The organism is Amycolatopsis sp. NPDC051373, from assembly GCF_040689465.1.
In the GTDB taxonomy this organism is placed as follows: Bacteria; Actinomycetota; Actinomycetes; order Mycobacteriales; family Pseudonocardiaceae; genus Amycolatopsis.
Genome location: NZ_JBFBAE010000005.1, coordinates 150,314 through 175,633, shown reverse-complemented (window position 1 = coordinate 175,633; position 25,320 = coordinate 150,314). Strand labels below are relative to the sequence as shown.

Genomic DNA, 25,320 nt, shown 5'->3' with positions numbered 1-25,320 from the left:
TGTGCGGTGACTGTGCGTTTCCTGTGCGCGTGTTCAGCCGTTCGTGGCCCCCTTGCACAGCCTCAACCCACTCCGGACACAGCTTCCGCACAGCGGCGGCCGCGACTCTCGGTCGGACAGTCAAGACCCGGAGGAAAACACCATGACGACGGATCCAGCACAGGGCGCCACCTGGGGCGCACCTGGCGGCGAGCCACCGGCGGCCCCGAAGAAGTCGTGGTCGGGCCGCAAAACGGCGATCGCCGCGGGCGTCGCGGTGGTCATCGCCGTGGGCGGCGGCCTCGCGATCTGGGCGGGCACGAGCTCCAATGACGCTTCGGCACAGCAGGGCCCTGGCGGCTTCGGCGGCCCCGGTGGCCAGGGCGGTTTCGCTGGCCGCGGCCCTGGCGGCCCGGGCGGCTTCGGGGGCTTCGGGGGCGCTGCCGCCCTGCGCGACGCCCTCCACGGCGACTTCGTCGTCACCGACCCCGCCGGCGGCTACACCACCGAACGCCTCCAGACCGGCGCCATCACCGAGATCAGCGCGACGTCCGTCACCCTGACCAGCAAGGACGGCTACAAACAGACCTACGTCCTCGACTCGTCCACCCAGAAATCCGCCACGACCCCCAAAACCGGCGACAACGTCACCGTCATCGCCAAGGTCAACGGCACCACCGCCACCGCCACCTCCCTGCAATCCGCCGCCGCCGCCACCCAACGCAGCGGCCAACCGGGCGGCACCGGACAGGGCCGCCGCCGCTACGGCAACTGACCCGGCTCCCCAGACGCCGGCGCCGGCGTCACCTCCCCGACCGCCATCGGGAGGTGACGCCGGCGCCGGCGTTTTCGGTACGACCGGTCCACTCGCGCCACGGAAGCCGGGTGACCGGCCCACTCGCGCCCCTGGACAGCACGATCGGCCCACTCGCACAGCAAACTCGGCGCGACTGGTCCCGGCCGAGGTGCCCGACCGGTCCACTCGCAACACGGACTCCCGCACGAACGGTCCACTCGCCCCACAGAACTGACCCGACGGGTCCACTCGCGCGGCTGACTTGGCCCCGATGGTCCCCTCCCCGCCGACCGGACGCGACCGGTCCACTCGCGCTCTCCAGCACGACCGGTCACTCGCACCAAGGGCCTGATCCCGCTGGTCCCTTCACCCCGCCGACCATGCACGACCGGTCCACCCGCGCCTCCGCCCTGCCTGACCTGTCCGGTCCACTCACCACGAACCCGGCGCGACCGGTTCACTGGCGCGGCGGCCCGGCGTGGAAAGCCCACTGGCGCCGCGGAACCGGCCTGACCGGTCCACTCGCGCCCTAAGACGGCACGATTGGTCCACTCGCGTAGCAAACTCGGCGCGACTGGCCCCACCGGCCGAGGCGCCCGACCGGTCCACTCGCGCGGCCAGCCCGGCCCGACCGCTCGACTCGGGCAGCCAACCCGCTCCACCGGCCCACTGGGGCAGCCAACCCCGCTCCACCGGTCCACTCACGCAGCCAGCCCGGCCCCACCGGCCCACTCACGCAGCCAACCCGGCCCCACCGGTCCACTCGCAGCAGCCAACCCAGGCACGACTGGTCCCACCACTCAACCAACCCGACCCCACCAGTCCCCTCGCGAAGCCAACCCCGAGACACCAACCCCGCACAACCAACCCCACACCTCCAAACACGCACCCCCTCCCCAAACCACACCAAAACCCCGCCACCGATGCGTAAGTTGGCCGAGTGCGCGACATCAACGGGTCACTGGCGCGGCAATCACTGCTGGTAGCCCTCGTCTGCCTGGTCTGCGACGTCTCCCTCTTCACCCTCCGCGGCCCCCTTCCCGAAGCCGGCTGGCGGGGCTGGGTGGTCCTCGCCGGCGCGGTCATCGTGGACGGAGCGCTGGCCGGAGCGGCCAGGTACTCCGGTTGGGTAGCAGCCGGTCACGCCGCACTTTTCGTCGCCGCCCCGCTGCTCCTCTGCACCTGCACCGGATTCGTAGTCGGCAACAACGCGGGCATCCTCGTCGCCGGGTATCGGGCCGGGGCGTGGTTGCGGGTGGGGCCGGCGGTGGTGGCGCTGGCGGCGACGCTGGCGGGCGTCGGCGCGGGAGAGCTGCTCGGCGGTGGCCGGGGTTCGAACCCGGCGCTCATCGCGATCAGCATGGCCGTCTCGGCGGTGCTGCCGTGGCTCGTCGGGCGGTACACGACGGCCCGCGGCGCGTACATCGCCGACCTGGAGCGCGAAGCCGAAGAGCGCCGGAGGCACGAAGCCGAAGCCATTCACCGGGCCGTTCTCGAAGAGCGCGAGACCATCGCCCGCGATCTGCACGACGTGATCTCCCACCACGTCAGCGCGATCGGCGTGCACGCCGGCGCGGCGAGGCTCGGGCTGCCCGAGGGAAACAGCCCGGTCCGGACCTCGCTCGGAGCCGTCGAGTCCGCGAGCCGCTCCGCGATGGCCGACCTGCGCCGCCTGCTGGATCTGCTGCACGCGCGCGGCGACGAAGCCGCGCAGCCCGGGCTGGACAACCTCGACGAGCTGCTCGACACCGTCCGCGCAACGGGTCTGCCCGTGCGCCTCACAGTGCACGGCGACGTCCGCGAAGTCCCCGGCTCACTCGACGTCGCCCTCTACCGCATCGCGCAGGAAGCGCTCACGAACGCGTTGCGCCACGGCACCGGGCCCGTCGAGCTGGAGCTGGACCACCGGCGCACGGAGATCGTCCTGACCGTCACCAACGAAACCGGCCGGCCCGCAACACCACGCGACGGCGCCCACCGCGGCCTCGCCGGCATCCGCCAGCGCGTGACGCTCTTCGGCGGCGAGGTCACCTACGGACAAAAAGACAACACTTGGCAGGTCAAGGCCGGCTTCCCACTGGAGGTGGCATGAGCACACAATCGCGCCGGCCCCGCAAGACACAGGAGGTCGCATGATCCGCGTGCTGCTCGCCGACGACCACGCCATGTTCCGCTCCGGCATGCGCGCCCTCCTCGACACGCAGCCCGACTTCGAGTGCGTCGGCGAAGCGGCCGACGGGCGTGAAGCTGTGGCGGAAACCCAGCGCCTCAAGCCGGACGTCGCGGTCCTCGACGTCCGCATGCCCCGCCTCGACGGCCTCGCCGCCACCGAAGCCATCCTCGCCACCCCCGGCAACGACACCCGCGTGCTGGTCCTGACCACGTACGACGCCGACGAGTACGTCTACCGCGCCCTGCGCGCCGGCGCCAGCGGCTTCCTGCTCAAGAGCCTGGCCCCCGAGGAGCTCGTGGCCGCCATGCGCGTCGCGGCGAGGGGTGACGCGTTGATCGACCCGTCCGTCACGCGCCGGCTCGTGGCCGGTTTCGCCGCCAGCCTCGAGCCCCGCGCCGCCGAGCCGCCGGAGCTGGCGCGGCTCACGTCCCGTGAACGCGAGGTGCTCCTTCTCATCGCCGACGCGCGCAGCAACGCGGAGATCGCACGCCAGCTTCACGTCGGCGAGGAGACTGTGAAGACGCACGTCTCGCGCGTGCTCGCGAAGCTCGGTCTGCGCGACCGCGTGCACGCCGTCGTCTACGCCTACCGCAACGACCTGGTCGCGAAAGAGGCCACCTAGGAGGAACCTGTGAAACGCTGGATCACGCTGGCCATCGGCGCGGTGCTGGTGCTGGTGGGGGCCGTCTGGGTCCTGCAGGGCGCCGGCGTCATCACCGGCAGTTTCATGACCGGTCAGAAGCTGTGGTTCCTGATCGGGCTGGTCGCGATCCTCGTCGGGGTCGTGGTCGTGGCCGCCACAGCTCGGCGGACCACGAAGAAGTAGTTCAGGCGGGCATCAGCTCGAAGATGGGGTAGCCCGGCGCGATCTCGCGCAGCTTCTCCTCCGGCGCCTTGGCGTCCACCCCGTCGAAGAACACGCCGACCTCGAACTTCCAGCGCTTGAGGTACGCGCGCAGCAGCACGGGCTTCTCGTCATCGGTCAGCTCGCGGTAGGTGAAACCCTCCACACGCTTGCCGACGCGCAGCTGCCCCTTGCCGGCCACGCGCAGGTTGCGCACCCACTGCGTCTCGCCGCGCGGCGCGACCAGGTAGCGGCCGCCCTCGAACGGCAGCAGGTTCACCGGCACCTCGCGGATCTCGCCGGTCTTGCGGCCGCGGACCATCAGCACACGGCTGCCCACCACGCTCACACCCCGCTTGGTCAGCCACTGCACGAAGTTGTTGAACGAGTTGGTGGCCTTGGCGGGCTTGATGTAGCGCTTCTCGGTGTTCATCTCAGGACCTCCAGTTCTTCGAGAGCACTGCTCTCTGTTGAGATCAGTGAACACCACGCCGCGCTCAGCGTCAAGAGCAGTGCTCTCCATCTTGTGCAACGCTCTCGAAGTGGCACACTGGTCCCCATGACCGCCACCAGGACCGCCCGCGAACGCGCCCGCGCCGAGCTGACTCGGGAGATCAAGGACGAAGCCCGCCGCCAGCTGGCCGAGGTCGGCGCGCACGGGTTGTCGCTGCGCGCGGTCGCGCGTGAGCTGGGCATGGTGTCCTCGGCGCTGTATCGCTACTTCCCCAGCCGCGACCGGCTGCTCACCGAGCTGATCATCGACGCCTACGACGCCGTCGGCGAGGCCGCGGAGAAAGCCGACCCGGGCACCGGCGGCCCGCGCGAGCGCTGGCGCGCCGTCTGGCAGGCCACCCGCGCGTGGGCCAAGGCGCACCCGCACGAGTACGCGCTGATCTACGGTTCGCCGATTCCCGGCTACCAGGCGCCGCAGGACACGATCGTGCCCGCCGCGCGCGTGGCGCAGGCGATGGCGAAGGTGCTGCTCGAGGCCGACCCGCACGAGCCGGCCGTCACGGCGCCGATGTCCGCCGAGCTGCGCGGGCAGGCCGAGGGTCTGGCCCGGGACCTGGGCGCGAACGCGCCACCCGAGGTCGTGACGCGGCTGATCGGCGCGTGGACACAGCTGTTCGGCGCGATCAGCTTCGAGCTGTTCGGGCAGTACGTGGGCAGCGTCGACCCGTCCGACGCCTACTTCGAGCACCTCACCGGACAGATGGCCGACTTCGTGGGGCTGTGAGGCCCGGGGAAGCTGTGAACTAGCCCTCCCAGAACGGTTCATCGACGGCGGAGAGACGGTACGTTCGCCCGTAACGACTTCGCGGGGAAGGTGGTTCGACGTGGCGGGATGGGCCGAGCGGGTCAGCAGGGTCCGGGTGGTCGGGACCGGCGTGATGGGGCGCGGCATCGCCCAGCTCGCCGCGACCGGCGGGGTCACGGTCGAGCTGGCCGACCTCGACCTCGACGCGGTGCGCTCGGCGCTGGACTACGTCCACGGCATGCTCGACAAGCTGGTCACCAAGGGCCGCCTCTCCGAGGCCGAGGGGCGCGCCGCCAAGCAGCGCCTGGTGATGGTGGACGCGCCGTCCGCGCCGGCCGGGAACGTGGACCTCGTGATCGAGGCCGTGCGCGAGGACCTCGAGGCCAAGCGTGTGCTGTTCGGCAAGCTCGAGCAGGTCTGCCGGCCTGACACGGTGTTCGCCACCAACACGAGCTCCCTGTCGGTCACGGAGATCGCGGCGGGCCTGAGCGACCCGACGCGCGTGATCGGCTTGCACTTCTTCAACCCCGTGCCGCTGATGCGGCTGGTCGAGGTCGTCCCCGGCGTCCGCACGGTCGAGTGGCTGCCCGAAGAGGCACTGAAACTGGTGCGCCGCTGGGGCCACGAACCCGTGCTCGCGAAGGACGCGCCGGGCTTTCTGGTCAACCACGCCGGACGCGGCCTGAACACCGAGGCCCTGCAGATCCTGTCCGAGTCGGTCGCCGAGCCGGCGGACGTCGACCGCATCGCGCGCGACGTGCTGGGGCTCAAGCTCGGGCCGTTCGAGCTGCTCGACCTGACCGGCCTCGACGTCTCCCACGCCGTGCTCGAAAGCATCTGGAGCGGCTTCCACTCCGAGCCGCGGCTGCGCCCGTCGTGGCTGACGCGCCCGCGCGTGGCGGCGGGGCTGCTCGGGCGCAAGAACGGCGAGGGGTTCTACCGCTACGTCGACGGCAAGCAGGAGGTCACGCCCGAACCGGCTGCGCCGCCGGCCCCGGACAAGCCCGTGTTCACCGCCGAGGAACGCCTCGGCCGCCTGCTCACCGCCGCCGGCGTGCAGGTCGTCGCCGACGCGTACCCCGACGCCGTGCTGCTGGTGGCCTTGCGCGGCGAGTCCACTTTGGACGCCGCCGCCCGAGCCGGCCTGCCCGCATCGCGCGTCTGCGGCGTGGACGCCTTGAGCGGCTACCAAGGCCGCCTCACCCTGTCCGTCCACCCGGGACTCGACCCCGCCGCGGGCCGCGCCGCCTGGGGCGCTTTGGCCGCCACGGGCCAACCGGTGACCATCGTCCAGGACGGCCCCGCACCCGTCGCGCAACGCTTGCTGGCTTCGATCGTCAACACGGCGTGCTACATCGCTGCCCAGAACCTCGCCGACCCGGCCGACATCGACACCGCCGTCCGCCTCGGCCTCGGTTACCCGCGCGGCCCCCTGGAATGGGGCGACCTCGTCGGTCCGGACAAGGTGCTACGCGTCCTCGCGGGCCTGTACCAGTCCACAGGGGACCCGCGCTACCGACCGAGCAGCTGGCTGACCGAACGCGTCGCGCTCGGCCTGCCGCTCACCTCGAAGGGCACGCGGCCCGCCGACCTGCTCTGAGCCGCGGGAACCGGGGGTGCCGCCCCGACCGCGGCACCCCCGGTTCCGGTGCGGGTCAGTCGAAGCTGCAGCCCGGGTTCGGCGCGTCATCCGAGAGCGGCGCGGCGTGGGGCAGGACGTAGAGGACTTCGAGCACCATCGGCGTGGTGCCTTCGTTGCGTCCTTCGTGGACGTGGTCGGCGCCGGCGGGTTCCATGATGCTGTCGCCCTTGTTGTAAACCCCGTCGACGGAACAGTCGGACTTGTAGTGGGTCAGCGTCCCGGAGAGGACCTTGCCGTACAGGTTGCCTTCGTGGCTGTGCCAGCCGGTAGTGCCGGGGCTGGTGGGGCTACCGGGGGCGATCGTGATCTTGCGGAGCACGTAGTCGGTGTTGCCGACCGTCCACTGTGCGACGACGGTCGCGCTGACACCCCGGGCCGGGGTGGCGGACGCGACGGCGGGCGCGAACAACGCGGTGAGGGCGGCAACGCCGGCGACGGCGGCCAGGGCGAACTTGCGCATGGAAGACCTCTCTGGTGATCTTCCGCGAAGGTACCTCACGAACCCTTGTCTGAAGTTCCTTACTTCCCGGCTTTGCGGGCAATTCCCACCCTTCGGAACGCCACAATGGACAGATCACCCACGCCGCCGCTCCCGGCGTGGGTGACCTCCACCACTCACCAGTGCCGGTCCACCGGGCCGCCAGCCGGCGTCCACACGATGTACCCGCCCTCGAAATCGCTGCGGTAGCCGGTGCCGTAGCGGTACTCGTCCGACGTCGGCAGTCCCAGGTACGACTTCTCCCACCCGAGCGCGGCCCAGCGCTTGCGGATCTCGCCCTTCACGTTGTGCGCGCCCGTCGCCGGGCTCCAGTAGATCGACGCGTTGCCGGTGAAGTGGTTGTAGCGCGCGGCCCCGTTGGGCGTCGCGGTTTCGTCCGTGGTCGGGTAGCCGAAGCCGCGTTCCCAGCCGTACGCGGCCCACTTCTGCTTGATCGCGCCACCGATCTCGTGCGCCCCCGTCGACGGCGTCCAGTAGATCGAGGCGCCACCGGTGAAGTGGTTGTACCGGCCGACGCCGTCCGGGGTCACCGATTCGTCCGTGGTCGGATAACCGAGGACGCGTTCCCAGCCGTACGCGGCCCACTTCTGCTTGATCGCCCCGTTGATCCAGTGCGCGCCCGTGGCCACGGTGTAGTAGATCGAGCCGCCGCCGCTGAAGTGGTTGTAGCGGCCCACTCCGTCGGGCGTGCCGGCCTCGTCGTTGATCGGGTAGCCCATGGTCTTTTCCCAGCCCAGCGCCGCCCACTTCGCGCGGATCAGGCCTTGGATCGAGTGCGCACCCGTCGACGGCGTCCAGTAGATCGAGGCCGCCTGCGTGCCCGGCGTGCCCTGCAGGTGGTTGAAATGGCCGACACCGTCGGGAGTCGGCGTCTCGTCGGTCACCGGCGGCCCGTAAGCCTGGTGGCCGCCGATCGCGAGGTACTCGGCGAGGATCTGACCACCGATCTCGCGCACGCCAGTGGCCGCAGTCCAGTACAGGCGGGCGTTGGCGTACGGGCGGTAGTGCACCGGGCCGTCGACCACCTCAGGACCGGTCGCCGCGCCGACGAGCGTGCGCAGCGCGGGTTCCGCGGCGTAACGCTGGTCGATCGCGGTGGCGTAGTTCGCGGTCAGCGTCGTGTCGCCCGCGCCGACGGTGATCGACCACGAAGCGGTGGCCGGCCCGTCCTGCCAGCCGGTGAACTTCGACGCTCCGTCGCTGCCCAGCGGCGCCGCCGTCACGTCGAAGGTCGCGCCCTCGGTGACCATCGCGCTGCTCACCCCACCCTCGCTGGGGATGCTGAGCGCGGCCGGCTGCGTGCTCACGAGGGTGAGCCGGTGCTGGTGCGGCATGGCGACGTAGGTCTTGTTCGCCTTCACGCCGGCGCTGTCGGTGACCGTCGCGGTGAACTCCATGCGCGAGTCGGTGTGGTCGGTGAACGGCACGGAGAGCGACGGCCCGGTGGCACCGTCGTCGGGGTGCACGTGGCACACGCCGAGGTCGGGACAGTGCCGGATCAGCGACGTCCACGTGACGGGCAGGGTGCCGTCCTCTTCGTCGGTGGCCGTGGCGGTCAGCGAAACCGGCTCCCCGACGGCGAACGTCTTGTCCGGAGTGGACAGTTCCAGGTCCGGCGAATGGTTGCCCGGCGCGACCGCGACCGTCGTGGTCCCCTTGGCACCCAAGGGGTCCTGGGCGGTGAGCGTGGCCGTGAACGACGCTCCCGCGCCGTACTGGTGGCTCGCCGCGACACCCGTCGCCGTGGTGCCGTCGCCGAAGTTCCAGGTGTAGGTGAGCGCGTCGCCATCGAAGTCGTAGGAACCACTGGCGTCGAAGGAAACCGTGCGAGTGTCGGGATCGGTCGACGACGTCGCCACCGCGACCGGCGCCGCGTTGTTCGTCGAGTAGCTCAGGCGGCGCAGGCGGCTGCCGTTGAGGTCGGCGAACACGATGTCGCCGTTGGGTGCCGCGGAGATTCGCGTGACGCCGCCGATGTTCGCGAACGGCGGCGGGTTCGCCGGCGCCTGCGTGAGGGCGCCCTGCGCGTTGTACTTGAGCGTCCACAGCTTCTGGCCCGCGTAGTCACCGAAGAAGTACGCGCCCTGGTACGCGGCCGGGTAGGTCGTTCCATTGTAGACAACACCGCCGGTGACGCTGTTGCCGTTCGCCGGCCCGGTGCCGTGCTGGTGTTCCCACAGCGGCGGCGTGTTCACGACGTGGGCGCAGCGAGCGTCGGTGCTGTAGCCGGGCGTCGGGTGGTTGCCCTCCCAGCACGGCCACGCGAGGTTCGCGCCGGGCTGCACCACGTCGATCTCTTCCCACAGGAACCAGCCGACGTCGCCCACCACAGGCAGTCCGCTCTTCGGATCGAGCGTGAAGCGGAACGGGTTGCGGAAGCCACTCGCGAACACCTTGCTGCGCGTGGAATCCGGGGCCGAAGCCGTGTAGTACGGGTTGCTCGGCACACCCTTGCCGTCCGGCGTGAGGTGCAGGATCTTGCCGGACGGCGAGTCGAGGTCCAGCGCCGCGAAAGCGACCTCGTTGGTCTTGCCCGCGTCGCCGTTGTCGCCCACGGAGTACCAGAGCGTGCCGTCGGGCGCGGGGATCACGGTGTCGAGGCCGTGGATGTAGTACTGGCTGCCGGGCAGCTCGAAGATCACCTTCTCGCCGGTGAGCCCGGTGGGGTGGCCCGAACCGTCGAGGGTCACGGTGAAGCGCGCGGCGCGCAGCAGGTACTGGCCGCCGCCCGTGCTCACGGCCCGGTTGAGGTAGATCTGGTGCGAGGCCGCGTAGTCCGGGGCGAGCGCGACGCTCGTGAGCCCCATGTCGCCCTGTGTCTCGACCGGGAAGTTCGCGATCCGCACGGGGGCGCCCGAGCCGTTGGCCGGGACCCAGTTGACGGCACCGCTCTTGCCCAGCGCCAGCACGCTGTCGTCGGGCAGCCACGCGAAGTCGGTGAAGTCGTAGGGCGAGAGCCCGGTGGGCGTGTCCCGCAGCACGAAGCCGGCGGGCAACGTCGGCGCGACGTCGTCGGCCACCGCTACGGACGCCGTGATCGGGACCAGCGCCACGGCCAGCGCGGTGGCCGTCAGCAGCGAGCGGAGCTTGTTCCAGGCCATTCGGTGCCCCTTCGTGAGTGATCGGTTATCGCTCACGAAGAGGACGTCGTTACCACATCCGGGTGAATCGCGTTAAGCACCCGCACCGGACCACGAATGACACCCGGCCTGCGAATGCTGTGGACATTCGAACACCTGAGCCCGCCCCGGATGGTTGATATTTGTCTACTAATAACCATCAAGGCGTCACGTTCCCCGTCTCCAACTCCCAGCTCCCGCTCTCGCCCGGCTGCAGCTTCGTCGACACGACGGTGCCGAGTGAAGTGCTCAACCACCAGGTGGTTCCGCTGCCCGTCGACTCGATCACGGCACCGCCGGAGCTGACCATCCACGGCCGGCTGTGCCTGCCGGCGTCCGGCTCCGCGAAGACGGTGATGCTGGCATTGCACGGCATCACCTACACCAACCGGTACTGGGACTCCGGCTACCAGCCCGAGACCTGCTCGTTCGTCCGGCAGATGACCGCGGCCGGCTACGGCGTGTTCGCCATCGACCGCCTCGGGTAGGGCAAGAGCGCCCACCCGTCGGGCGCGCTAGTCACCCTCGACGTGCAGGCCGAGGTCGCGCACCAGGTGCTGCAACAGCTGCGCGCGGGCAAGATCGGCGGGTCGCCGTTCCAGCACGTGATCCTGGTCGGGCACTCCTACGGCACGGCGACGTCGTGGCTGGAGTCCTCGATCTACAACGACGCCGACGCCGTGATCGGCACCGGCTGGGGCTCGAGCATCCAGCTCGATCCGCTGGTCCGGTTCTTCAGCGGCTTCGCGCGCAACCCGGCGATGATCGACGCCAAAACGGCGTCCGTCGTCGGCCTCGACCCGACGTACTTCACACCGAGGGCTCGACGTTCATCAACCGCTACAACAAGCTCTCCCTCGGCGCCATCCCCAGCACCAGGCAGGAGTTGTCACTGCCACTGTCCACGCACACCGAGCAGATCCGGATCCCGATGTTCCTCGTGGACGGTGAGAAGGACCCGTTCTTCTGCGGTCCCGGCGCCGCGCACTGCGCCTCGAGCCAGGCGCTGCAGAAGGAGGAGGGGCAGTACTTCGCGCCGGCCGCGTGCATCCGGGCCGCGGTGACGCCGGCCGCCGGGCACGACCTCAACCTGCAGCGCAACGCGCCGGACACCTACCGGACGATCCGCACGTGGGCCGACCAAGCCGTCGGGACGGACGGTTCGAAGGCCGTCGCGTATCGCTCCAGCTGCCAGGCGTAGTCCGGGACGAACGGCACGAGCGGTCCCGCCGGGTTCGGGCCCTTGGCTGCGTAAACAAAAGAAGTGGGGGCGCCGGTTCGACCGGCGCCCCCACTTCGCGTTTCACCCACCCGTCAGGGCACGACCTGCACGACGTCGCCGACGTGGAGGGTGTTGAAGAACTTGAGCGACGACGTCGCCGAGAGGTGCACGCAGCCGTGGGAGTACGTCTTCAGGCTGCCGGTGTGGAAGGCGTCGCCGGGGTAGAAGAAGACCGAGTTCGGCATGGGCGCGTTGTCGAACTCGCGGCTGTAGTGCATCTTCTCCTTCGACAGCACGCGGAACGAGCCCGTCGGCGTCGCGTAGCCCTTGCGGCCCGGCAGCATCGAGACGGGGCCGTAGATCACCTTGCCATCCCGCAGCAGCCACGCCTTGTGCGCCGAGATGTCCACGCACGCGGCCGTGCCCGACGCGGCGGCGGCCTTGGCGCACGGCACGTTGGCCGTGGTCGTCGCCGGCTTCGGCTTGGTCGTGGCGGGCTTCGGTTTGGTGCTGGTCGGCTTGGTGCTCGTCGGCTTGGGCTTCGACGTGCTCGTGGCCGGCGAGCTGGTGGTGGCCGGGGCGCTGCTCGTGGTCGCGGGCGCGCTGCTCGACGCGGCCACCGAGGTCGTCGGCGCGCCGCCGCCGGCACCGGCCTCCACCGCGCCGCCGCCGGTCACGTTGGCGGGCGACGCACCGCCGCCGGAACACGCGGCGAGCACGAACGCGCCGGCCACGGCCGCGATCCCCACCAGAAGCCTCTTCACGATCCGGTACCCCCAGGGTCGAACTCGTCAGTCGAGCTTGTCACGGGGATAGACGACCGTCCCCCGGTGGTGGTTGCGGCCCCAAGGTCACGATTTCGGCGCGGCTCCACCCCCGGGTGGACGCGAGGATCCACCCGGGACCCGCCCGTGAGCCGACGAAACGGCAGGTCGGAAGGACGAATCTGGGTGTCACCACCGACCAAGGAGCCCCCGATGAACCCGCTGACCATCCTCGCCTACCTCGCCATCGCGGCCCTCGTCCTCTACCGCGTGGTCTACAAGCAGCTGCGCGGCACGCTGCTGAGCCGGAAGTCGCTGGTCACGATCCCGCTCGTGCTCACCGCCATGGGGGTGTTCACCACGGCCCAGGCGCTGCCGAAGGCGAGCACCGGCGAACTCGTGCTGCTCGGCGCGGACATCGCGGTGCTGGTCGTGCTTGGCCTCGCCCGCAGCGCCAGCACGACGCTCACGGCGCGCGGCACCACGACGTTCCAGAAGGGCTCGGCGCGGACCCTCGTGCTGTGGCTCGCGACCATCGGCGCCCGCGTCGGCTTCGGCTTCCTCGGCGGCTACCTGGGCTTCGGCAGCGGTCTCACCTCGGCGTCGATCCTGCTGACGCTGGGCCTGAGCATCGGCGTCCAGAACGCGCTGACCTACTACCGCATCCAGCAGCGCGGCCTGCCGCTGGCCGAGCAGAGCCGGTCGACGGTGCGGGCCTGACGCGTTCGCCGCGAAATCCTCCCGACCGCACGCGGGCCGGGAGGTTTTCGTCATCCTCGGACTTGCGCCACCACGCGCGCGTACATCCGCGCGGGACTCGGCACCGTGTGCAGGAAACCCGGCAACGGCGGCAGATCACGGACGAACGGGCCCAGGCGCGTGTACAACGCGTCGGCGCCGGACGGGCGGTCCGCCGGGTCCTTCGCGAGGGTCGCCGCGAGCAGGGCGTTGAGCGCGGCGGGGATCCCCGGCACGGTGGCGGGCGCGTCCTTTACCTGCTTCTCGAACACGGCGTACGCGGTGGGCCCGGTGAAGAGCTGTCGACCGGTGAGCATCTCGTGCAACGCGCAGCCCAGCGCGTACAGGTCGCTCCGCGGCTCCGCGAGGCCGCGCTGGATCTGCTCCGGCGCCATGTACGACGGCGTACCCAGCAGCTGACCGGCGCGCGTGAAGCGGGCGACGTCGGCTTCGCGCAGCACAGCGAGGCCGAAGTCCATCACCTTCACGCTGCCATCGGGGCACAGCATGAGGTTGGCGGGCTTGAGGTCGCGGTGGCAGACGGACCGGGCGTGGGCCGCCGCCAGCACGGCAGCCGTCTGCGCCGCGATCGCCGCGGCCCACGGCACCGGCAGCGGGCCGTGCTCGGCGAGGAGGTCGGCGACCGTGACGCCATCGACGAACTGCATGACCTGGAACAACCGGCCGTCGTGGGTGCCGAAGTCGTACAGCGTGGGGACGCCGGCGTGGTCGAGCGTCGCGAGGATGCGGGCTTCGCGGGCGAAGCGTTCTTCGAGCTCTTCGTCGCGGCCGGGCAGGCGCAGCAGCTTGATGGCGACGCGCCGGTCGAGCCGCCGGTCGTGCCCGCGGTGCACCGCGCCCATCCCGCCGCGGCCCAGCGGCAGCTCGTCGACCTCGTAGCGATCGGCGATGAGCATGGGTTCCCTTCAGGCGCCGGGCCGCAGCCGTCCTTCGGCGAGCGCCGCAAAGCCTAGCCGGACCAGGTCACGGCCGATTTCCGCCGTCTCCCGCAGCGCCCGGTCGAACTCGGCGAGGGCGTGGAAAGCGGCTCCGTACGAGCGTTGCTCGGCGAGCGGGTAACGCGGCACTTTGAGGCGCCTCGCGTCGATGCGGGTCGAGGCGCTGTGCACGGGGAAATCGGCCGCGCGCAGGCAGCCGGCGAGGAACTCGGCGTCGAGGCGGGCGGGATCCACGCGGTAGAGCGAAAGCGCTGGGCCGAGCCGCACGGGCGGTCCACTGTGGACTTTGACGGCGCCGGTGACGGACGCGATCACGTCGCCTTCGTGCGCGATCACGGCCGCGTCGTCGGGGGCGGCGTAGCCGGTGGGGGCGCGGCCGGCCAGGACGTCGTCGGGGGTCAGGACGGGTTCGTCGCCGTCGCCGGTCCGCGCGGGTGCGTGGTGGATCTCCAGCGCGCCGGCCTTCACCAGCTCGCCGACGGTGGTGTGCGGCGGTTCCTCGCCCGTCGGCTGCAGTGGCGGGAGGTCGAGGCCGACGCGGCCGAAAAGCCGTTGTGCGGCAAGGAAAGCCTCGCCGAGGTCTTCGCGGGCGGTGCGGCGCTGGGCGGGAGCGAGGTCGACGTCGTCGTCGAGGAGGTCGATGATGCGTTCGCCGGTGCCGTTGTCGAGGTGGTCGCGCCACAGGGCTTCGGCGTCGTCGACGGTCGTCTCGGCGATCAGCGCGGTGGCGGGCGCGCGGCTGCCGGGCTCGGGTCTCGTCAGGAGCCAGAGGTCGGCGCCGGGGGCGAGCGTGAGCACGGCGCGCAGGGCGCCGGCGCGCAGGAGGTTGGCGCGGATGCGTTTGCCGCTGCGCCGGCCGGCGGCGGCGCCGGGCATGAGGATGGCGACGGTGCCGCCGGGTTTCACGCGGGCGAGACAGTGCTGCACCCACGCGAGCTCCGACTCCCCGCGCGGCGGCAGCCCGTATTCCCAGCGCGGGTCGCCGACGAGCTCTTCGTGGCCCCACGCGCGTTCGTTGAACGGCGGGTCGCACAGGACGACGTCGGCCTGCTGGTCGGTGAAAGCGTCCTCACGGAGGGAGTCGCCGGTGTGGACTTCGGTGTCGGCGCCGTGGAGACGCAAGCGCAGGGCGGCGATGCGGGCGGTGGTGGGATCGCTGTCCTGTCCCTGGACAAGGGTGGCCCCGGCGGCCTCGGCGGCGAGGAGCAGGGACCCGAAGCCGCACGCCGGGTCGAGCACGGTGGCCCCCTTCGCACCGGCGAGGCGGACCATCAAGCTCGCGTACGCGGGAGGCGTCGGCGAGACGCGGCGGGCGTGGGCTTCGAAGTAGCGTTCGCAGAGCTGCTCGAACGTCCAGGTCGCGCCGTTCGTCGTGGCCACCTCGGCGAGGAGGGCGAGCAGCTCCGGGTCGTCCGTGGGACGTTCGGTGGCGTGGGCGAGATACTCACCGGCGTCGGCGACGCGGGTGTCCAGCTCGAGGTCGTCGCCGAGGGCGCGCAGCCGTTGCCACGCCAGGTCGATCGGCGCGAGCACCACGGGCCGGCCGCGGCTGGTCAACCAGGCCTGCACCTCGGGCAGCGAGAACAGCGGGCTGGACGCGGTGCCGCCGACCGGGCGCGGGAAGTCGTCGTGGCGCCGCCGCCAGTTGCTCACCGCGGCGCGACGCACCCCCGCGAGCCGGGCGATGTCGGCGGCGCTGACCGTCGCGGTGTCGTCCATGGCCAGCACGATAGCTGATGACTGGAGTTTCCATCGTTTTACTTGTTAACTCAGTCAACCAATGGTTTCATGGTGATATGGTCACCAACCAGACCCGGTTCACCCTGCGCTACGCCGCGGGCTCCGACACCGGGCGACGACGCTCGATCAACGAGGACTCCGTCTACGCCAGCGGACGCCTGCTCGCCGTGGCCGACGGTATCGGTGGTCAGCCCCACGGGGAAGTGGCCAGTGCCACCGCGGTCGGCGTGCTCGCGAGCCTGGACTCCGAGCTGCGCTCACTCGACCTCACCTCGCTCGACCTCCAGAGCACCCTCGCCGACGGCGTCCGGCGCGTCGGCGAGCGCCTCGCCGAGGTCGCCGAGCAGGATCCCGCCACCCACGGCATGGGCACCACGCTCACCACCCTGCTCTTCGACGGCGTGCGCTTCGCCGCCGCCCATATCGGCGACTCCCGCGGCTACCTCCTGCGCGACGGCGAACTGCACCGCATCACGCGCGACCACACCCTCGTCCAGGCCCTCGTCGAAGACGGCCGCATCTCCCAGGCCGACGCCATCGACCACCCACGCCGCTCGCTGCTCATGAAGGCGCTGCAGAGCACCGGCTCGGGCGACCCGGACGTCTGGGAGTTCACCCCCCTCGCCGACGACCGCCTCCTGCTCTGCTCCGACGGCCTCACCGCCGGCGCCGGCGAACCCGCCATCGCCGAGACCCTTGCCGCCGGCACCCCCGGCGAAGCCGTCCCCGCCCTCATCACCCTCGCCAACGACGGCGGCGGCCCCGACAACATCACCATCGTCGTCGCCGACGTCGTCCCCGCCTGATCGCCACCCCCGGCCCACCTGCGGGACCGCACCACCCCATCCGGTACCCTTCTCCACGGAGGATTGGCCGAGCGGCCTAAGGCGCACGCTTGGAAAGCGTGTTGGGTTCACGCCCTCGCAGGTTCGAATCCTGTATCCTCCGCCGCAGTAGCAGGCGAAACGCCGGGCAGCTTTCACGAGCCGTCCGGCGTTTTGTCGTTCGCGGGCTCCGGCCGACGCGCCACTCTTGTTGCCCAGCCTCGATTCCTCACCGCGCGTGATCGGCGCGCGATAAGACCAAGCGGCGCGGCACTTCCGGAAACGCGAATTTCCTTTCATATACCCGTTTTCTCCCGTACGCGTCCGCGTGGAGGCCGTTGCCGAAGCGTTGCTGATCGACACCCGCGCAGGCCGGGGGCTACCCGAGGACCTCCGAAACCCAACCCGGCCGCACCCGCTAGTCTCCTCCGCAGACTCGATCGTAGAAGTTCGGAGAGGTTCATCGGTGTCACGAATACCGGCCTGACCTGGGCGCGGCCACTCGCGCGCGAGCCTCGAAAACCGCAGGTCACCATGGCTGGAACACGGTTCGGGGGTTCCGCTACCAACCGCTGCCCGCGAGGCCCCGGACGTCACCCACGTCCGGGGCCTTGTCGATTCTCCCCCAGTTCCTCACTTACCGAAGACACCTGATCACGCTAAGTTTGTACGTGGTCGTTCCAGCCCCGACGCACCGAGGAGTCCGCCCCCATGCCCGGAGTGGAAGAGATCCGCGCTGGCATCGCGCTCGCGAACGAGAAGGCGTCCGCGAGCATCGCCGCCCTGCAGCAGGCAGCGCAATCTCTCGAAGAAGCCCAGTTGTCGCTTTCCCAGGCGACGCAGGGCAGCAGTCAGCACGAGGTCAACCAGGCCCACGGTCTGCTGGCCGAAGCGCTGAACGGAATCACCGGGATGCAAAGCACCATCCAGGCCAGTATTTCGTCGGCCGACTCCTACTCGGCCCGGTTGTAGCTCCATGTCGGGACTCGCCGAGATCCACCAGTTGCTCACCGCTGCGATGGCGGGCCTCACCGACGGGCGCGCCCACGCCGAGCGGGCCAAGTCCCTGCTCGGGGACGCCCGCAGAGCGCTCGTCGACGCACAAGCGAAGGCCGATCCTTGGCTGCCGACGCAACTGGACCAGGCCGACGAGGGACTCGACCATCTCCTCACCCGCCTAGCCGCCGCCGACGACCTGGTGAGCGGATACCAGTCACGCCTGTAGGGACGAACGGCACAGTATGAGCGACACCGATGGCCAGTAAATCCGCCGAGCAGCGCAACCGCGTTCAGACGGCGCTGGACCGGGTCCGGCACCAGATCGGGCTCGTGCTCGGTGCCGCCGCCGGCGCCCGCGAAGCCGCCGAGGCCGACGTGGCGCGGCTCGCTCTCGAACAGGAAATCGTGCGCGTCGGCATGAACCACGCCAACGCCGAGCAGCAGACGGAATGGGCGCGGCACCCGGCCGCGCACGAGGTTTTCGCTTCGCTCGGCGGCGTGCGCAACGCGTTCTATACCGACTGGAGCTCGGGTCCGGGCGCCCTGCGGGACCTGGTGACGGCCAACGCACCGGGTCCCGCGGGGCGGCCGCCGAGCGAATGGCTCGGCCGGGTGGGGACCAACCCCGGCATCACCGCGCCGGGGTTGTGGCGCGTCGGCTCGGCGACGGCGGCCGGCCGCGACATCTCGCGGACGTTCGACGTCGCCGTGCCCCTGCTCGACGAGTCGCACCTGCAGATCACCTCGGCGCCCAAAACGCGTCCGGTGATCGACGGGATCGTGCAGAACCTGCTGATGCGGGTGCTATCGACGTTCGAGCCCGGCGCCGTGAAGATCCACCTGTGGGACATCGGGCAGCTCACCGCGATCCTGCCCGACCTCTATCCGATCAGCCGTACCAGTGCGCTGTCGCTCTACGACCCGACGCGGCTGGAAGACCTCCTCGACGAGCTGGCCGGCCACATCCGCCGTATCCACGCCACCGGCATGCAGGCCGGGCACACGTCGTTGCGAGAGCTGCGCCGTGCCAGCAACCAGCGCGTGGAGCCGTACCGGATCGCGGTGCTCTACGGCAACGGCGAGACGCTGGAACCGGAGCTCGCACGCGACCTCAAGCGTGTGGCCAGCGGCGCGCTCGCCGCCGGGATCTGCCTCATCCTCATCGACGTGCCCACGGCCGTGAGCGCGTCGATCGAATCGCTGAGCCTGCTCGACGAGCGGCGCGCGATCAGCAGCATGACCGGCACCGACCTCGTCGTGGACCTCGATCCGCCATTGCCTTCCGGACAGGTGATCCGGGCGGCCGGGCGGATCGCGGAAGCGTTGATCGCCAAGCAAGGCGGGCCGCGCTCGTTCGCCGACCTGCTGCCCACGGAGTTCGGCCAGGAGAGCTCGGCGCGGGAGCTGCGCGCGCCCGTCGGGTTCTACGAGGGCGAGGCCGTCGAGGTCGTGATCGGCGACGCGAGCCCGCACGCCCTGATCGGCGGGCCGAGCGGTTCCGGTAAGACAAACTTCCTGTACTCGCTGCTCGGCAGCCTCGCCGCGCGCTACACGCCGGACGAGCTGGCGCTGTACCTGCTGGACTTCAAGGAAGGCGTGTCGTTCGCGGGCCTCGCGCCCGGTCGCAAGGACGCGAGCTGGCTGCCGCACGCGAAGCTCGTGGGTGTCAACGTGAACACCGACCGCGAGTTCGGCCTGGCACTGCTGCGCTTCCTCGCCGACGAGCTGCGCCGGCGTTCGGCCGCGGCCAAGGAACACGAGGTCACGAACCTGGCCGACCTGCGCGAGCAGGACCCGAGCGGGCACTGGCCGCGGATCGTCGCCGTGATCGACGAGTTCCAGTACCTGTTCGCCGGGCGCGACCAGGTCACGGCCATGGCCACGCAGCTACTGGAGGACATCGCGCGGCGTGGGCGTTCGCAGGGCATCCACCTCGTGCTCGCGAGCCAGGACGTCGCGGGCATCGAGGCGTTCTGGGGCAAGCCGGCGGTATTCGAGCAGTGCACGCTACGCATCGCGATGCCGAAGGCGCGGCGCGTGCTGGCGGAGACGAACAACGCGGCGGTGTCCGCGCCGAAGTGGCACGCCGTGATCAACCACGATTCCGGCGTGGCGCACGGAAACCTGCTCGCGCACATCCCGGACGCGAGCAGCCGCAACGTGTTCGTCGACCTGCAGCACAAGCTGTGGGAGCTCTACTCCGGACGCTTCCCGCGCCCCCGCCTGTTCGACGGCGCGCATTCGCCGGTGCTGGAACAGTTCCCGGCGTACACGGAGCTCAAGCCGACCTCGCGCCCGCGCGCGCTGCTGGGACAGTCGATCGACGTGACGGAGGCCGCGCAGGGCGTGGAGCTGCCTCGCGCGCCCGGCCGCAACGTCGCGGTACTGGGCGGCGCGTCGGCGGAGGCACTGTCCATCATGGACTCCGCGGCGCGGTCACTGGCGCGGCAGTACGAGATCGGCGAGGTCGAGTTCGTGCTGTACTGCCCGATCGAGGCGTGCGCGCCGGCCGTCCTGGAGCTGACGGAACGGCTGCGCGCCGAGGGTCACGTGACAGATTTGATCGACGACCTGGCGGCTTTGCTGACCTCCATTGTGGACGGGGAACTCGGCGGCCCGTCACGGATCTTGCTGCTGTACGGGGTGGACGCCGCGTTGCCCACGCTGGAAACCAAGGCCCCCGGCCAGCTCAAGAGCGGCCTCGATCACCTGCGCACGGTGCTCAAGACGGGCCCGGGCCACGGCGTGCACACCATCGGCTGGTGGCGCAGCATCGCGCGCCTCAAGGACACGCTCGGCTTCGGCGGCACCGACGACATCGGCACCTGGGCGGCGCTCGACGTGCAGGGCAACGAGCTGTCCCCGTTCGCCGCCGGCCAAGTCGTGCACTGGTCGCCGCGCCAGGGCCGCGCGTTGTTCTTCGACCGCACCACGCACGGCGCCCCCGAAGTCATCATCCCCTTCCAGCGGCCCGAGCAGACGGGAGACCCGGCATGACGGACGACGCCAGCGCGGCCATGCGCTACAAGGAAATCGTCGGCCTGGCCCGCGGCTCCGCCGACAACCTGCGCGCCTGGGAGCTCGCCCGCGCCGACGAAATCGACCACCAGCTCGCCGACGCGCACGCCGCCGTCTCCGCCGCGAAGGAACGCGAGGAGAAGGCGGCCGAACGCGCTTCCCGCTGGTGGAAGATGGCCCTGCACAACGTCGCACGGCTCACCTTCCTCGAGCCGGCCGATGATCCGCAGCCGGTGTCGACGGCGCGGCCGCAGTACCTGGACCGGTATCTCGAGGAAGTGAAGCCGTCGTACCAGGAGCTGGTGCAGGCCGTGCTGGCGCTGGGGTGGCGAGCGAAACGCTGAGTTGTCAGATGACGTCGGTGTAGAGCACGACGGTGCCGCCCGCGGTACTGGCCGTGACGCCGCAATCCAGCTTGTGGGCCGCGAGGTCCGGGGTGATGGCCAGCTGGGAGTTCGTCGCGCCCTCGACCGGGATGTAGAACTCGAAGCCGTTGGAGGGGTCGACCTTGTTGGAGTACCAGGCGTAGTCCACCTCGGCCGGTGTGCCGTTGGTCCACTTCGGAGCTTCGCAGGTGAGCGTGTTGCCCGCGGCTTTGGTGCCGGCGATCGTGGGGTCCGCTTGAGTCATCGGCGCGAGCGGCGGCCTCGGCTGCGTCAGGAAGGAACGCAACGCGGCCGCGTCGGCGAACCCGTTGGCGGTCGGGTCACCGCACTGCTTACCGGCGACCTCACCGGCGAAGCTGACGATGCCGACGAGCCGGCCGTCCTGAACCAGCGGACCGCCGCTGTCGCCGGAACAGACCGTCGCCGCGGCCTGCGTACACAGCACCGACGGCCCGTCGATCACGTCCTGGCTCCCGAAGGCCTGCCCGCACGCCTGATCGTCGATCACCTTGAGCTGCGCGTGCGCGAGCCGGTCACCGAGCGCGGGCAGCGGGTCCTTCGGGTCCGGTGTTCTGGTGAGCCCGTGCCCGTAGACGTCCACAGTGGAGCCTGGCTTCGGCGCCCTGTTGGCCACCGGCAACGTCGGAATGTCGAACACCGGACGCGCCAGCTTGATCAGCGCGACATCATCGGCGGCACTGGCCTTCGAGTAGTCCTCCGGCGCCCGCGGCGACGGGATCAGCCGAAACCCCGGGTCGACCGACCACCCCTCGATCGGCACGATCCGCCCGGGATCCGTCGACAGCGTCCCACCCCCGAGGTGCACCTCGAAGTGCGTGGGGTCCACGTGGTCGAGGCAGTGCGCCGCCGTCACCACCCGATCCGGCGCGATCAACGCGCCGCCGCAACTTTCCCGCTGCACCAGGGGCCCGTCCCCTTTGAACACGACCGTCGCCATCCACGGCGCCGCGCCGGGCCGCGCGGTGTCACCCCCGGACACCGCCATCGCGGGCGCCGCCGCCACCGTGCCGGCCACCAGAACAGCCGCGCCCACGATCATCGTCCTGCGCATTCGGACCTCCTCATCGGTTGGTCCGAACGTACGAATCGCGCGGCTGCCGGGACAACATGCGGCGGGCTGATCACCACGTACGCCTTTCGGCTACGGGTTACTCGCCGAACGGCTACGCGTTCCAGACCACCGCGTCGGTGACGATGCCGTTGCTGCTGGCGACCTTCACGTTCAACCGGAACGGCCGGCCCTTCTCGGTGATGCCACAGACGATGCTGCCCGCGTGGAGTGAGTCGACCTCCGCGCCGCCGGTGGTGAGCGCAAGGGTTTCGCAGTCCTTGCGCCCGGGTTCACCGCGGTCGGCCCAGATGTCGATCTTGACGTGACCACTGTTGTACAGATCCGGGCCGGACCCCATGATGTCGTTGGTGGAGGAATAGGCAGGCGGGGTCAGGTCGAGGTTGACCTGACCCCAGGTGACCGGACCGGCGTAGTACACGGCCGGATCAGCGGGTGCGTTCGAGGAAGCGGGTGGGGCCGAACTCGCGGCCGTCGATCCCGGAGCCGCCGGCGCCTGCGACGCGGGTTGAGTCGGTGCAGGCAGCGCGTTTCCGCTCTTGTCCGAAGAACCGCTGTTCACACCGACGATGATTCCGGCAGTGGCGAGTGCGGTGATCAGAGCAGCGATGGCTGTGATCCACTTGTGGCCAAGCGACCAGAAGCCCTCGCGCTCGGGCTGTTCCTTGCTCAACAAATCCCCCTTTGCCGGAGGGATTCTAGCGAGAAAAGCGGATACGGGAAGGCCTCCGATCGGGGAAGCCTTCCCGCACCCGGCGAAACTACTTACGCGGAGCTGTCCGCCCCAGCAACTGGTCCAGGTAGTCCAGCAGGTCGTAAGCAACGTCCCCCAGCTTGTTCCCCGTCGACGGCCGGAACCGCACGATCTGCGGGTCGTGGTCGCTGGCCTGGTCGGCGAACTCGGCGTTGATGTGGACCACGTCGTAGTCCACGCCGCGAAGCGCCGGCGCGGCCAGGATGTGGTCCAGCACCTGCGACTGGCCCTCGAACACGTAGCTGTACCGCTCGGCGGCGGGCAGCGTCGCGATGAGGTCCTTCAGGCCGCCGGACGTCAGCTGGGCCAACGCGGGCGAGAACTGGTAGTCGTTGAGGTCACCGGCCACCACCACGTTGGCGTTGCGGTCGGCCGAAAGCAGCTGCGAGACGAAGCCCTTCAGCACAGTCGCCTGCTTCTGGCGCTGCACCTCGGAGCTGCGCACCGGCGGCTGGAACCGGCCGTGCGTCGGCTGGTCGCCGCCCTTGGAGTTGAAGTGGTTGGCGATCACGAACACCGTGCGGCCCTGGAAGACGAACTCGCCGGCCAGCGGCTTACGGCTGTCGGTCCACGCGTCGTTCGTCGGGTCGACGCGGCCCGGGGACTGCGTCAGGTGCACCTTGCCGTGGTCCTTCACGACACCCACCGAGGACAGCGCGCTGCCGCCCGGGCGGTCCACGAAGGACACTCGCGCCGGGTTGAACAGGAAGCCCACGCGAATGTTGCCGCCCGGCTCGCCGCCGTCCTCGTCGTTGGTCGGGTCGATCTCGCGCCACTGGTAGTGCGGGCCGCCCGCCGCGATGATCGCGTCGGTGAACTTCTTGAGCGTCACGTCGGCGGCGACCACACCGTCGTTGGTGGCGCCGTCGTTGTCCTGGATCTCCTCGAGGGTCACCACGTCCGGCGCGGCCAGGTTGTCGACGATGCCGTGCGCGAGCTGCGCGAACTTCGTGTCCGGGTCGGACGGTGCGAGGTTCTCGACGTTGTACGTCGCCACCGCGAGCTGGCCCGGACGCTGGCGCGCCGTGACCTCCTTCTGCAGGTGGTTGTCCTTCGCCGGACCCATCTGCGACGCGAAGAGCGTGTAGCCGCCGAAGCTGCTGTACTCCACCGGGCCCGACGTCGTCCCGGTGAGCACGTCACCGGTGTTGACCTTCGGGAACGGCTGCTGGTCGAACGGGATGATCGACTGGACCTTCAGCACACCGGTGTTGATCTTGTCGTAGCCGAGGTAGACCGTGCCGCCGCGCGGCGTCGGGTTCTGCTGCGGCTTCGTGGTCACGTAGAGCTCGTCGAAGTCGTTGCTCGGGCCGACCACGCGGGCGTCGGAGATGCTGATGATCTCGCTCTCGTGCGACTCCCAGAAGTCCAGCGCGTACTTCGCCGGCTCCAGTGGCAGCGCCTCGATGTTGCCGCCGGCGTTGGGCGCGAGCACGTCCGGGATCTGGTCGGGCGTGATTTTCGTGGGCGTGGGCAACGGGTTCCCGTGCGTGCCGACCGTCCACTGTGCACTGGACAGCTCGGTGAGCGACTGGTAGTTCGACGTCGCCGGGGCGTCCGGGTAGAACTCCTTCACCGTGCCGGCCGCGGTCACCGCGTCGCCGACGGCGACGACGGGCGTGGTCGAACCGGTGAACACGAACAGGCCCTCACTGGTACGCGGGTCGCTGTCGGGGTTCGGGTCGGTCAGCCAGAAGCCGCGCGACGAACCGAAGGTGCGCACGGCCGTCACGATGCCCGTGACGTCGCTGACCTTCTTGTCCTTCAACGGCGAGATCCGCGTGGTGCCCTGGATGTCGTGGATCTTCGCGGGCGTGCCCGGGTCGACCGGACCGGTGTCGCCGCCGGCCGTTTCGCCCTTGGAGTTGGTGGGCGTCGGGTCGCCGACGGTGAAGTCGGCGCTGTTGTCGTCCGTGTCGGCCAGGGACGCGGCGCGCGCGGCCGAGGTCGTGTTCGACAGGGCGGCCGTCGGCGTGCCCTCGCGGACCACGGCGTCACCGAAGCCGACGAGGTCCTTGACCTGCGGGGCGGCGGCGCAGTCGGCGGCGGTTTTGCAGGTCAGCGCGGTGGAACCGGTGACCAGCGCGATCGTGCCGGCGGTCCCGGACATCGAGATGGTGCCGGTCGCGTCCGGGGTGGGCAGCGCGACGGTGCCGCCGGAGCCCTTCGACTCACCGACGAGGTAGCGGCCGCCCGCGACGACCGAGCCGGCGAGCTTCGTGACCTGCCACGTGCTCGACGCGCTGGCCGTGGCCGGCAGGTACTGCACGCTGTAGCCGTCGAGCGCGAGCGGCGCGCCGCCGCGGTTCGCGAGCTCCACGAAGTCGTTGGTGAGCGTGGCGCCGGCGTTGCCACCGCCGCCGTAGACCTCGGCGATGACCGCGTCTGCGCTGGGTGTGGCGAGTGCGGCGGGAGCTCCGCTCACCACCAGGCCCGCGACGGCAGCGGCGGTCAGCACGCTCTTTCTTCGACCGGATATGGTCACCCTGAGTCCCCTTTGCATGAACGGTCGACGC

General features: G+C 70.4%; 24 protein-coding genes and 1 tRNA gene. 15 read left to right on the top strand and 10 right to left on the bottom strand.

Going from position 1 to position 25,320, the window contains the following annotated elements:
* Positions 1 to 142 precede the first annotated feature (142 nt).
* The 4 genes from AB0383_RS11255 to AB0383_RS11240 all read left to right on the top strand — a co-directional run bounded on the left by AB0383_RS11255 (position 143) and on the right by AB0383_RS11240 (position 3,774).
* Positions 143 to 754: a hypothetical protein gene (locus AB0383_RS11255; RefSeq protein WP_366186711.1), complete on the top strand. Its 612-nt coding sequence runs from the start codon at positions 143 to 145 to the stop codon at positions 752 to 754.
* A gap of 961 nt (positions 755 to 1,715) precedes the next feature.
* Positions 1,716 to 2,867, top strand: coding sequence for a histidine kinase (locus AB0383_RS11250; protein WP_364170210.1), 1,152 nt, complete (start codon positions 1,716 to 1,718; stop codon positions 2,865 to 2,867).
* A gap of 40 nt (positions 2,868 to 2,907) precedes the next feature.
* Positions 2,908 to 3,570, top strand: a complete 663-nt coding sequence (locus AB0383_RS11245) for a response regulator transcription factor (protein WP_220244944.1) — start codon at positions 2,908 to 2,910, stop codon at positions 3,568 to 3,570.
* A 9-nt stretch (positions 3,571 to 3,579) separates the two neighbouring features.
* Positions 3,580 to 3,774, top strand: coding sequence for a hypothetical protein (locus AB0383_RS11240; RefSeq protein ID WP_364170207.1), 195 nt, complete (start codon positions 3,580 to 3,582; stop codon positions 3,772 to 3,774).
* A gap of 1 nt (position 3,775) precedes the next feature.
* On the opposite strand, the gene AB0383_RS11235 is transcribed toward AB0383_RS11240, so the two are convergent.
* Positions 3,776 to 4,225 carry a nitroreductase family deazaflavin-dependent oxidoreductase gene (locus tag AB0383_RS11235; protein ID WP_364170206.1) on the bottom strand — a complete coding sequence of 150 codons (450 nt, stop codon included), beginning with the start codon at positions 4,223 to 4,225 and terminating at the stop codon, positions 3,776 to 3,778.
* Between the two features lie 126 nt (positions 4,226 to 4,351).
* Between AB0383_RS11235 and AB0383_RS11230 the strand changes: the two genes are divergently transcribed.
* Entirely contained in the window at positions 4,352 to 5,029 is a 678-nt protein-coding gene (locus tag AB0383_RS11230; protein WP_364170203.1) for a TetR/AcrR family transcriptional regulator, read from the top strand.
* Between the two features lie 100 nt (positions 5,030 to 5,129).
* The gene (locus tag AB0383_RS11225; protein WP_366186707.1) at positions 5,130 to 6,650 is read left to right on the top strand and encodes a 3-hydroxyacyl-CoA dehydrogenase; all 1,521 of its coding nucleotides are present in this window, start codon (positions 5,130 to 5,132) and stop codon (positions 6,648 to 6,650) included.
* 55 nt (positions 6,651 to 6,705) lie between these two features.
* Here the strand turns inward: AB0383_RS11225 and AB0383_RS11220 are convergent, their stop codons facing one another.
* Both AB0383_RS11220 and AB0383_RS11215 read right to left on the bottom strand, forming a co-directional pair.
* A complete protein-coding gene (locus AB0383_RS11220) occupies positions 6,706 to 7,152 on the bottom strand; it encodes a cupin domain-containing protein (protein WP_364170198.1) in 447 nt (148 codons plus the stop codon).
* Positions 7,153 to 7,307: 155 nt separating this feature from the next.
* Positions 7,308 to 10,292, bottom strand: coding sequence for a PQQ-dependent sugar dehydrogenase (locus AB0383_RS11215; protein ID WP_366186705.1), 2,985 nt, complete (start codon positions 10,290 to 10,292; stop codon positions 7,308 to 7,310).
* Between the two features lie 161 nt (positions 10,293 to 10,453).
* Here AB0383_RS11215 and AB0383_RS11210 point away from each other — a divergent pair, with 161 nt between their 5' ends.
* Positions 10,454 to 10,798 carry a hypothetical protein gene (locus tag AB0383_RS11210; protein ID WP_366186703.1) on the top strand — a complete coding sequence of 115 codons (345 nt, stop codon included), beginning with the start codon at positions 10,454 to 10,456 and terminating at the stop codon, positions 10,796 to 10,798.
* A gap of 173 nt (positions 10,799 to 10,971) precedes the next feature.
* Here AB0383_RS11210 and AB0383_RS11205 read toward each other — a convergent pair whose 3' ends face one another.
* Positions 10,972 to 11,124 carry a hypothetical protein gene (locus AB0383_RS11205; protein WP_366186701.1) on the bottom strand — a complete coding sequence of 51 codons (153 nt, stop codon included), beginning with the start codon at positions 11,122 to 11,124 and terminating at the stop codon, positions 10,972 to 10,974.
* Between the two features lie 72 nt (positions 11,125 to 11,196).
* On the opposite strand from AB0383_RS11205, the gene AB0383_RS11200 reads away from it, so the two are divergent.
* Positions 11,197 to 11,511 (top strand): hypothetical protein, encoded by a 315-nt coding sequence (locus tag AB0383_RS11200; protein WP_366186699.1) that lies wholly within the window; start codon positions 11,197 to 11,199, stop codon positions 11,509 to 11,511.
* 113 nt (positions 11,512 to 11,624) lie between these two features.
* Here AB0383_RS11200 and AB0383_RS11195 read toward each other — a convergent pair whose 3' ends face one another.
* On the bottom strand, positions 11,625 to 12,296 hold the full coding sequence (locus tag AB0383_RS11195) for a L,D-transpeptidase (protein WP_364170192.1): 672 nt from the start codon (positions 12,294 to 12,296) through the stop codon (positions 11,625 to 11,627).
* A 213-nt stretch (positions 12,297 to 12,509) separates the two neighbouring features.
* On the opposite strand from AB0383_RS11195, the gene AB0383_RS11190 reads away from it, so the two are divergent.
* Positions 12,510 to 13,016, top strand: coding sequence for a hypothetical protein (locus AB0383_RS11190; protein WP_366186697.1), 507 nt, complete (start codon positions 12,510 to 12,512; stop codon positions 13,014 to 13,016).
* A gap of 50 nt (positions 13,017 to 13,066) precedes the next feature.
* Here the strand turns inward: AB0383_RS11190 and AB0383_RS11185 are convergent, their stop codons facing one another.
* Complete coding sequence (locus AB0383_RS11185; protein WP_366186695.1) at positions 13,067 to 13,951, bottom strand: serine/threonine-protein kinase; 885 nt, start codon at positions 13,949 to 13,951, stop codon at positions 13,067 to 13,069.
* A gap of 9 nt (positions 13,952 to 13,960) precedes the next feature.
* A complete protein-coding gene (locus AB0383_RS11180; protein WP_366186693.1) occupies positions 13,961 to 15,712 on the bottom strand; it encodes an N-6 DNA methylase in 1,752 nt (583 codons plus the stop codon).
* A gap of 77 nt (positions 15,713 to 15,789) precedes the next feature.
* Between AB0383_RS11180 and AB0383_RS11175 the strand changes: the two genes are divergently transcribed.
* The 6 genes from AB0383_RS11175 (at position 15,790) to AB0383_RS11150 (ending at position 20,918) form a co-directional block, all read left to right on the top strand.
* The gene (locus AB0383_RS11175; protein ID WP_364170181.1) at positions 15,790 to 16,539 is read left to right on the top strand and encodes a protein phosphatase 2C domain-containing protein; all 750 of its coding nucleotides are present in this window, start codon (positions 15,790 to 15,792) and stop codon (positions 16,537 to 16,539) included.
* 57 nt (positions 16,540 to 16,596) lie between these two features.
* Positions 16,597 to 16,681, top strand: a tRNA-Ser gene (locus AB0383_RS11170).
* 587 nt (positions 16,682 to 17,268) lie between these two features.
* Complete coding sequence (locus AB0383_RS11165; RefSeq protein WP_220244957.1) at positions 17,269 to 17,529, top strand: hypothetical protein; 261 nt, start codon at positions 17,269 to 17,271, stop codon at positions 17,527 to 17,529.
* A 4-nt stretch (positions 17,530 to 17,533) separates the two neighbouring features.
* On the top strand, positions 17,534 to 17,782 hold the full coding sequence (locus tag AB0383_RS11160; RefSeq protein ID WP_220244958.1) for a hypothetical protein: 249 nt from the start codon (positions 17,534 to 17,536) through the stop codon (positions 17,780 to 17,782).
* A 29-nt stretch (positions 17,783 to 17,811) separates the two neighbouring features.
* Positions 17,812 to 20,553 (top strand): FtsK/SpoIIIE domain-containing protein, encoded by a 2,742-nt coding sequence (locus AB0383_RS11155; RefSeq protein WP_366186690.1) that lies wholly within the window; start codon positions 17,812 to 17,814, stop codon positions 20,551 to 20,553.
* Positions 20,550 to 20,918, top strand: a complete 369-nt coding sequence (locus AB0383_RS11150) for a hypothetical protein (protein WP_220244960.1) — start codon at positions 20,550 to 20,552, stop codon at positions 20,916 to 20,918. Before AB0383_RS11155 ends, AB0383_RS11150 begins: the two co-directional genes overlap by 4 nt.
* A 4-nt stretch (positions 20,919 to 20,922) precedes the next feature.
* Here the strand turns inward: AB0383_RS11150 and AB0383_RS11145 are convergent, their stop codons facing one another.
* The 3 genes from AB0383_RS11145 to AB0383_RS11135 form a co-directional block, all read right to left on the bottom strand.
* On the bottom strand, positions 20,923 to 22,032 hold the full coding sequence (locus tag AB0383_RS11145) for a serine protease (protein WP_366186688.1): 1,110 nt from the start codon (positions 22,030 to 22,032) through the stop codon (positions 20,923 to 20,925).
* A 112-nt stretch (positions 22,033 to 22,144) separates the two neighbouring features.
* Positions 22,145 to 22,723: a hypothetical protein gene (locus tag AB0383_RS11140; protein ID WP_366186686.1), complete on the bottom strand. Its 579-nt coding sequence runs from the start codon at positions 22,721 to 22,723 to the stop codon at positions 22,145 to 22,147.
* A gap of 88 nt (positions 22,724 to 22,811) precedes the next feature.
* Entirely contained in the window at positions 22,812 to 25,307 is a 2,496-nt protein-coding gene (locus tag AB0383_RS11135; RefSeq protein ID WP_366186684.1) for an endonuclease/exonuclease/phosphatase family protein, read from the bottom strand.
* Positions 25,308 to 25,320: the final 13 nt, after the last annotated feature.

Coding starts and splice junctions, on each gene's coding strand:
- AB0383_RS11215 (WP_366186705.1), bottom strand. CDS start 10,292: ATGGCCTGGAACAAGCTCCGCTCGCTGCTGACGGCCACCGCGCTGGCC.
- AB0383_RS11155 (WP_366186690.1), top strand. CDS start 17,812: ATGGCCAGTAAATCCGCCGAGCAGCGCAACCGCGTTCAGACGGCGCTG.
- AB0383_RS11160 (WP_220244958.1), top strand. CDS start 17,534: ATGTCGGGACTCGCCGAGATCCACCAGTTGCTCACCGCTGCGATGGCG.
- AB0383_RS11235 (WP_364170206.1), bottom strand. CDS start 4,225: ATGAACACCGAGAAGCGCTACATCAAGCCCGCCAAGGCCACCAACTCG.
- AB0383_RS11185 (WP_366186695.1), bottom strand. CDS start 13,951: ATGCTCATCGCCGATCGCTACGAGGTCGACGAGCTGCCGCTGGGCCGC.
- AB0383_RS11150 (WP_220244960.1), top strand. CDS start 20,550: ATGACGGACGACGCCAGCGCGGCCATGCGCTACAAGGAAATCGTCGGC.
- AB0383_RS11180 (WP_366186693.1), bottom strand. CDS start 15,712: ATGGACGACACCGCGACGGTCAGCGCCGCCGACATCGCCCGGCTCGCG.
- AB0383_RS11190 (WP_366186697.1), top strand. CDS start 12,510: ATGAACCCGCTGACCATCCTCGCCTACCTCGCCATCGCGGCCCTCGTC.
- AB0383_RS11255 (WP_366186711.1), top strand. CDS start 143: ATGACGACGGATCCAGCACAGGGCGCCACCTGGGGCGCACCTGGCGGC.
- AB0383_RS11175 (WP_364170181.1), top strand. CDS start 15,790: ATGGTCACCAACCAGACCCGGTTCACCCTGCGCTACGCCGCGGGCTCC.
- AB0383_RS11165 (WP_220244957.1), top strand. CDS start 17,269: ATGCCCGGAGTGGAAGAGATCCGCGCTGGCATCGCGCTCGCGAACGAG.
- AB0383_RS11135 (WP_366186684.1), bottom strand. CDS start 25,307: ATGCAAAGGGGACTCAGGGTGACCATATCCGGTCGAAGAAAGAGCGTG.
- AB0383_RS11220 (WP_364170198.1), bottom strand. CDS start 7,152: ATGCGCAAGTTCGCCCTGGCCGCCGTCGCCGGCGTTGCCGCCCTCACC.
- AB0383_RS11245 (WP_220244944.1), top strand. CDS start 2,908: ATGATCCGCGTGCTGCTCGCCGACGACCACGCCATGTTCCGCTCCGGC.
- AB0383_RS11230 (WP_364170203.1), top strand. CDS start 4,352: ATGACCGCCACCAGGACCGCCCGCGAACGCGCCCGCGCCGAGCTGACT.
- AB0383_RS11145 (WP_366186688.1), bottom strand. CDS start 22,032: ATGCGCAGGACGATGATCGTGGGCGCGGCTGTTCTGGTGGCCGGCACG.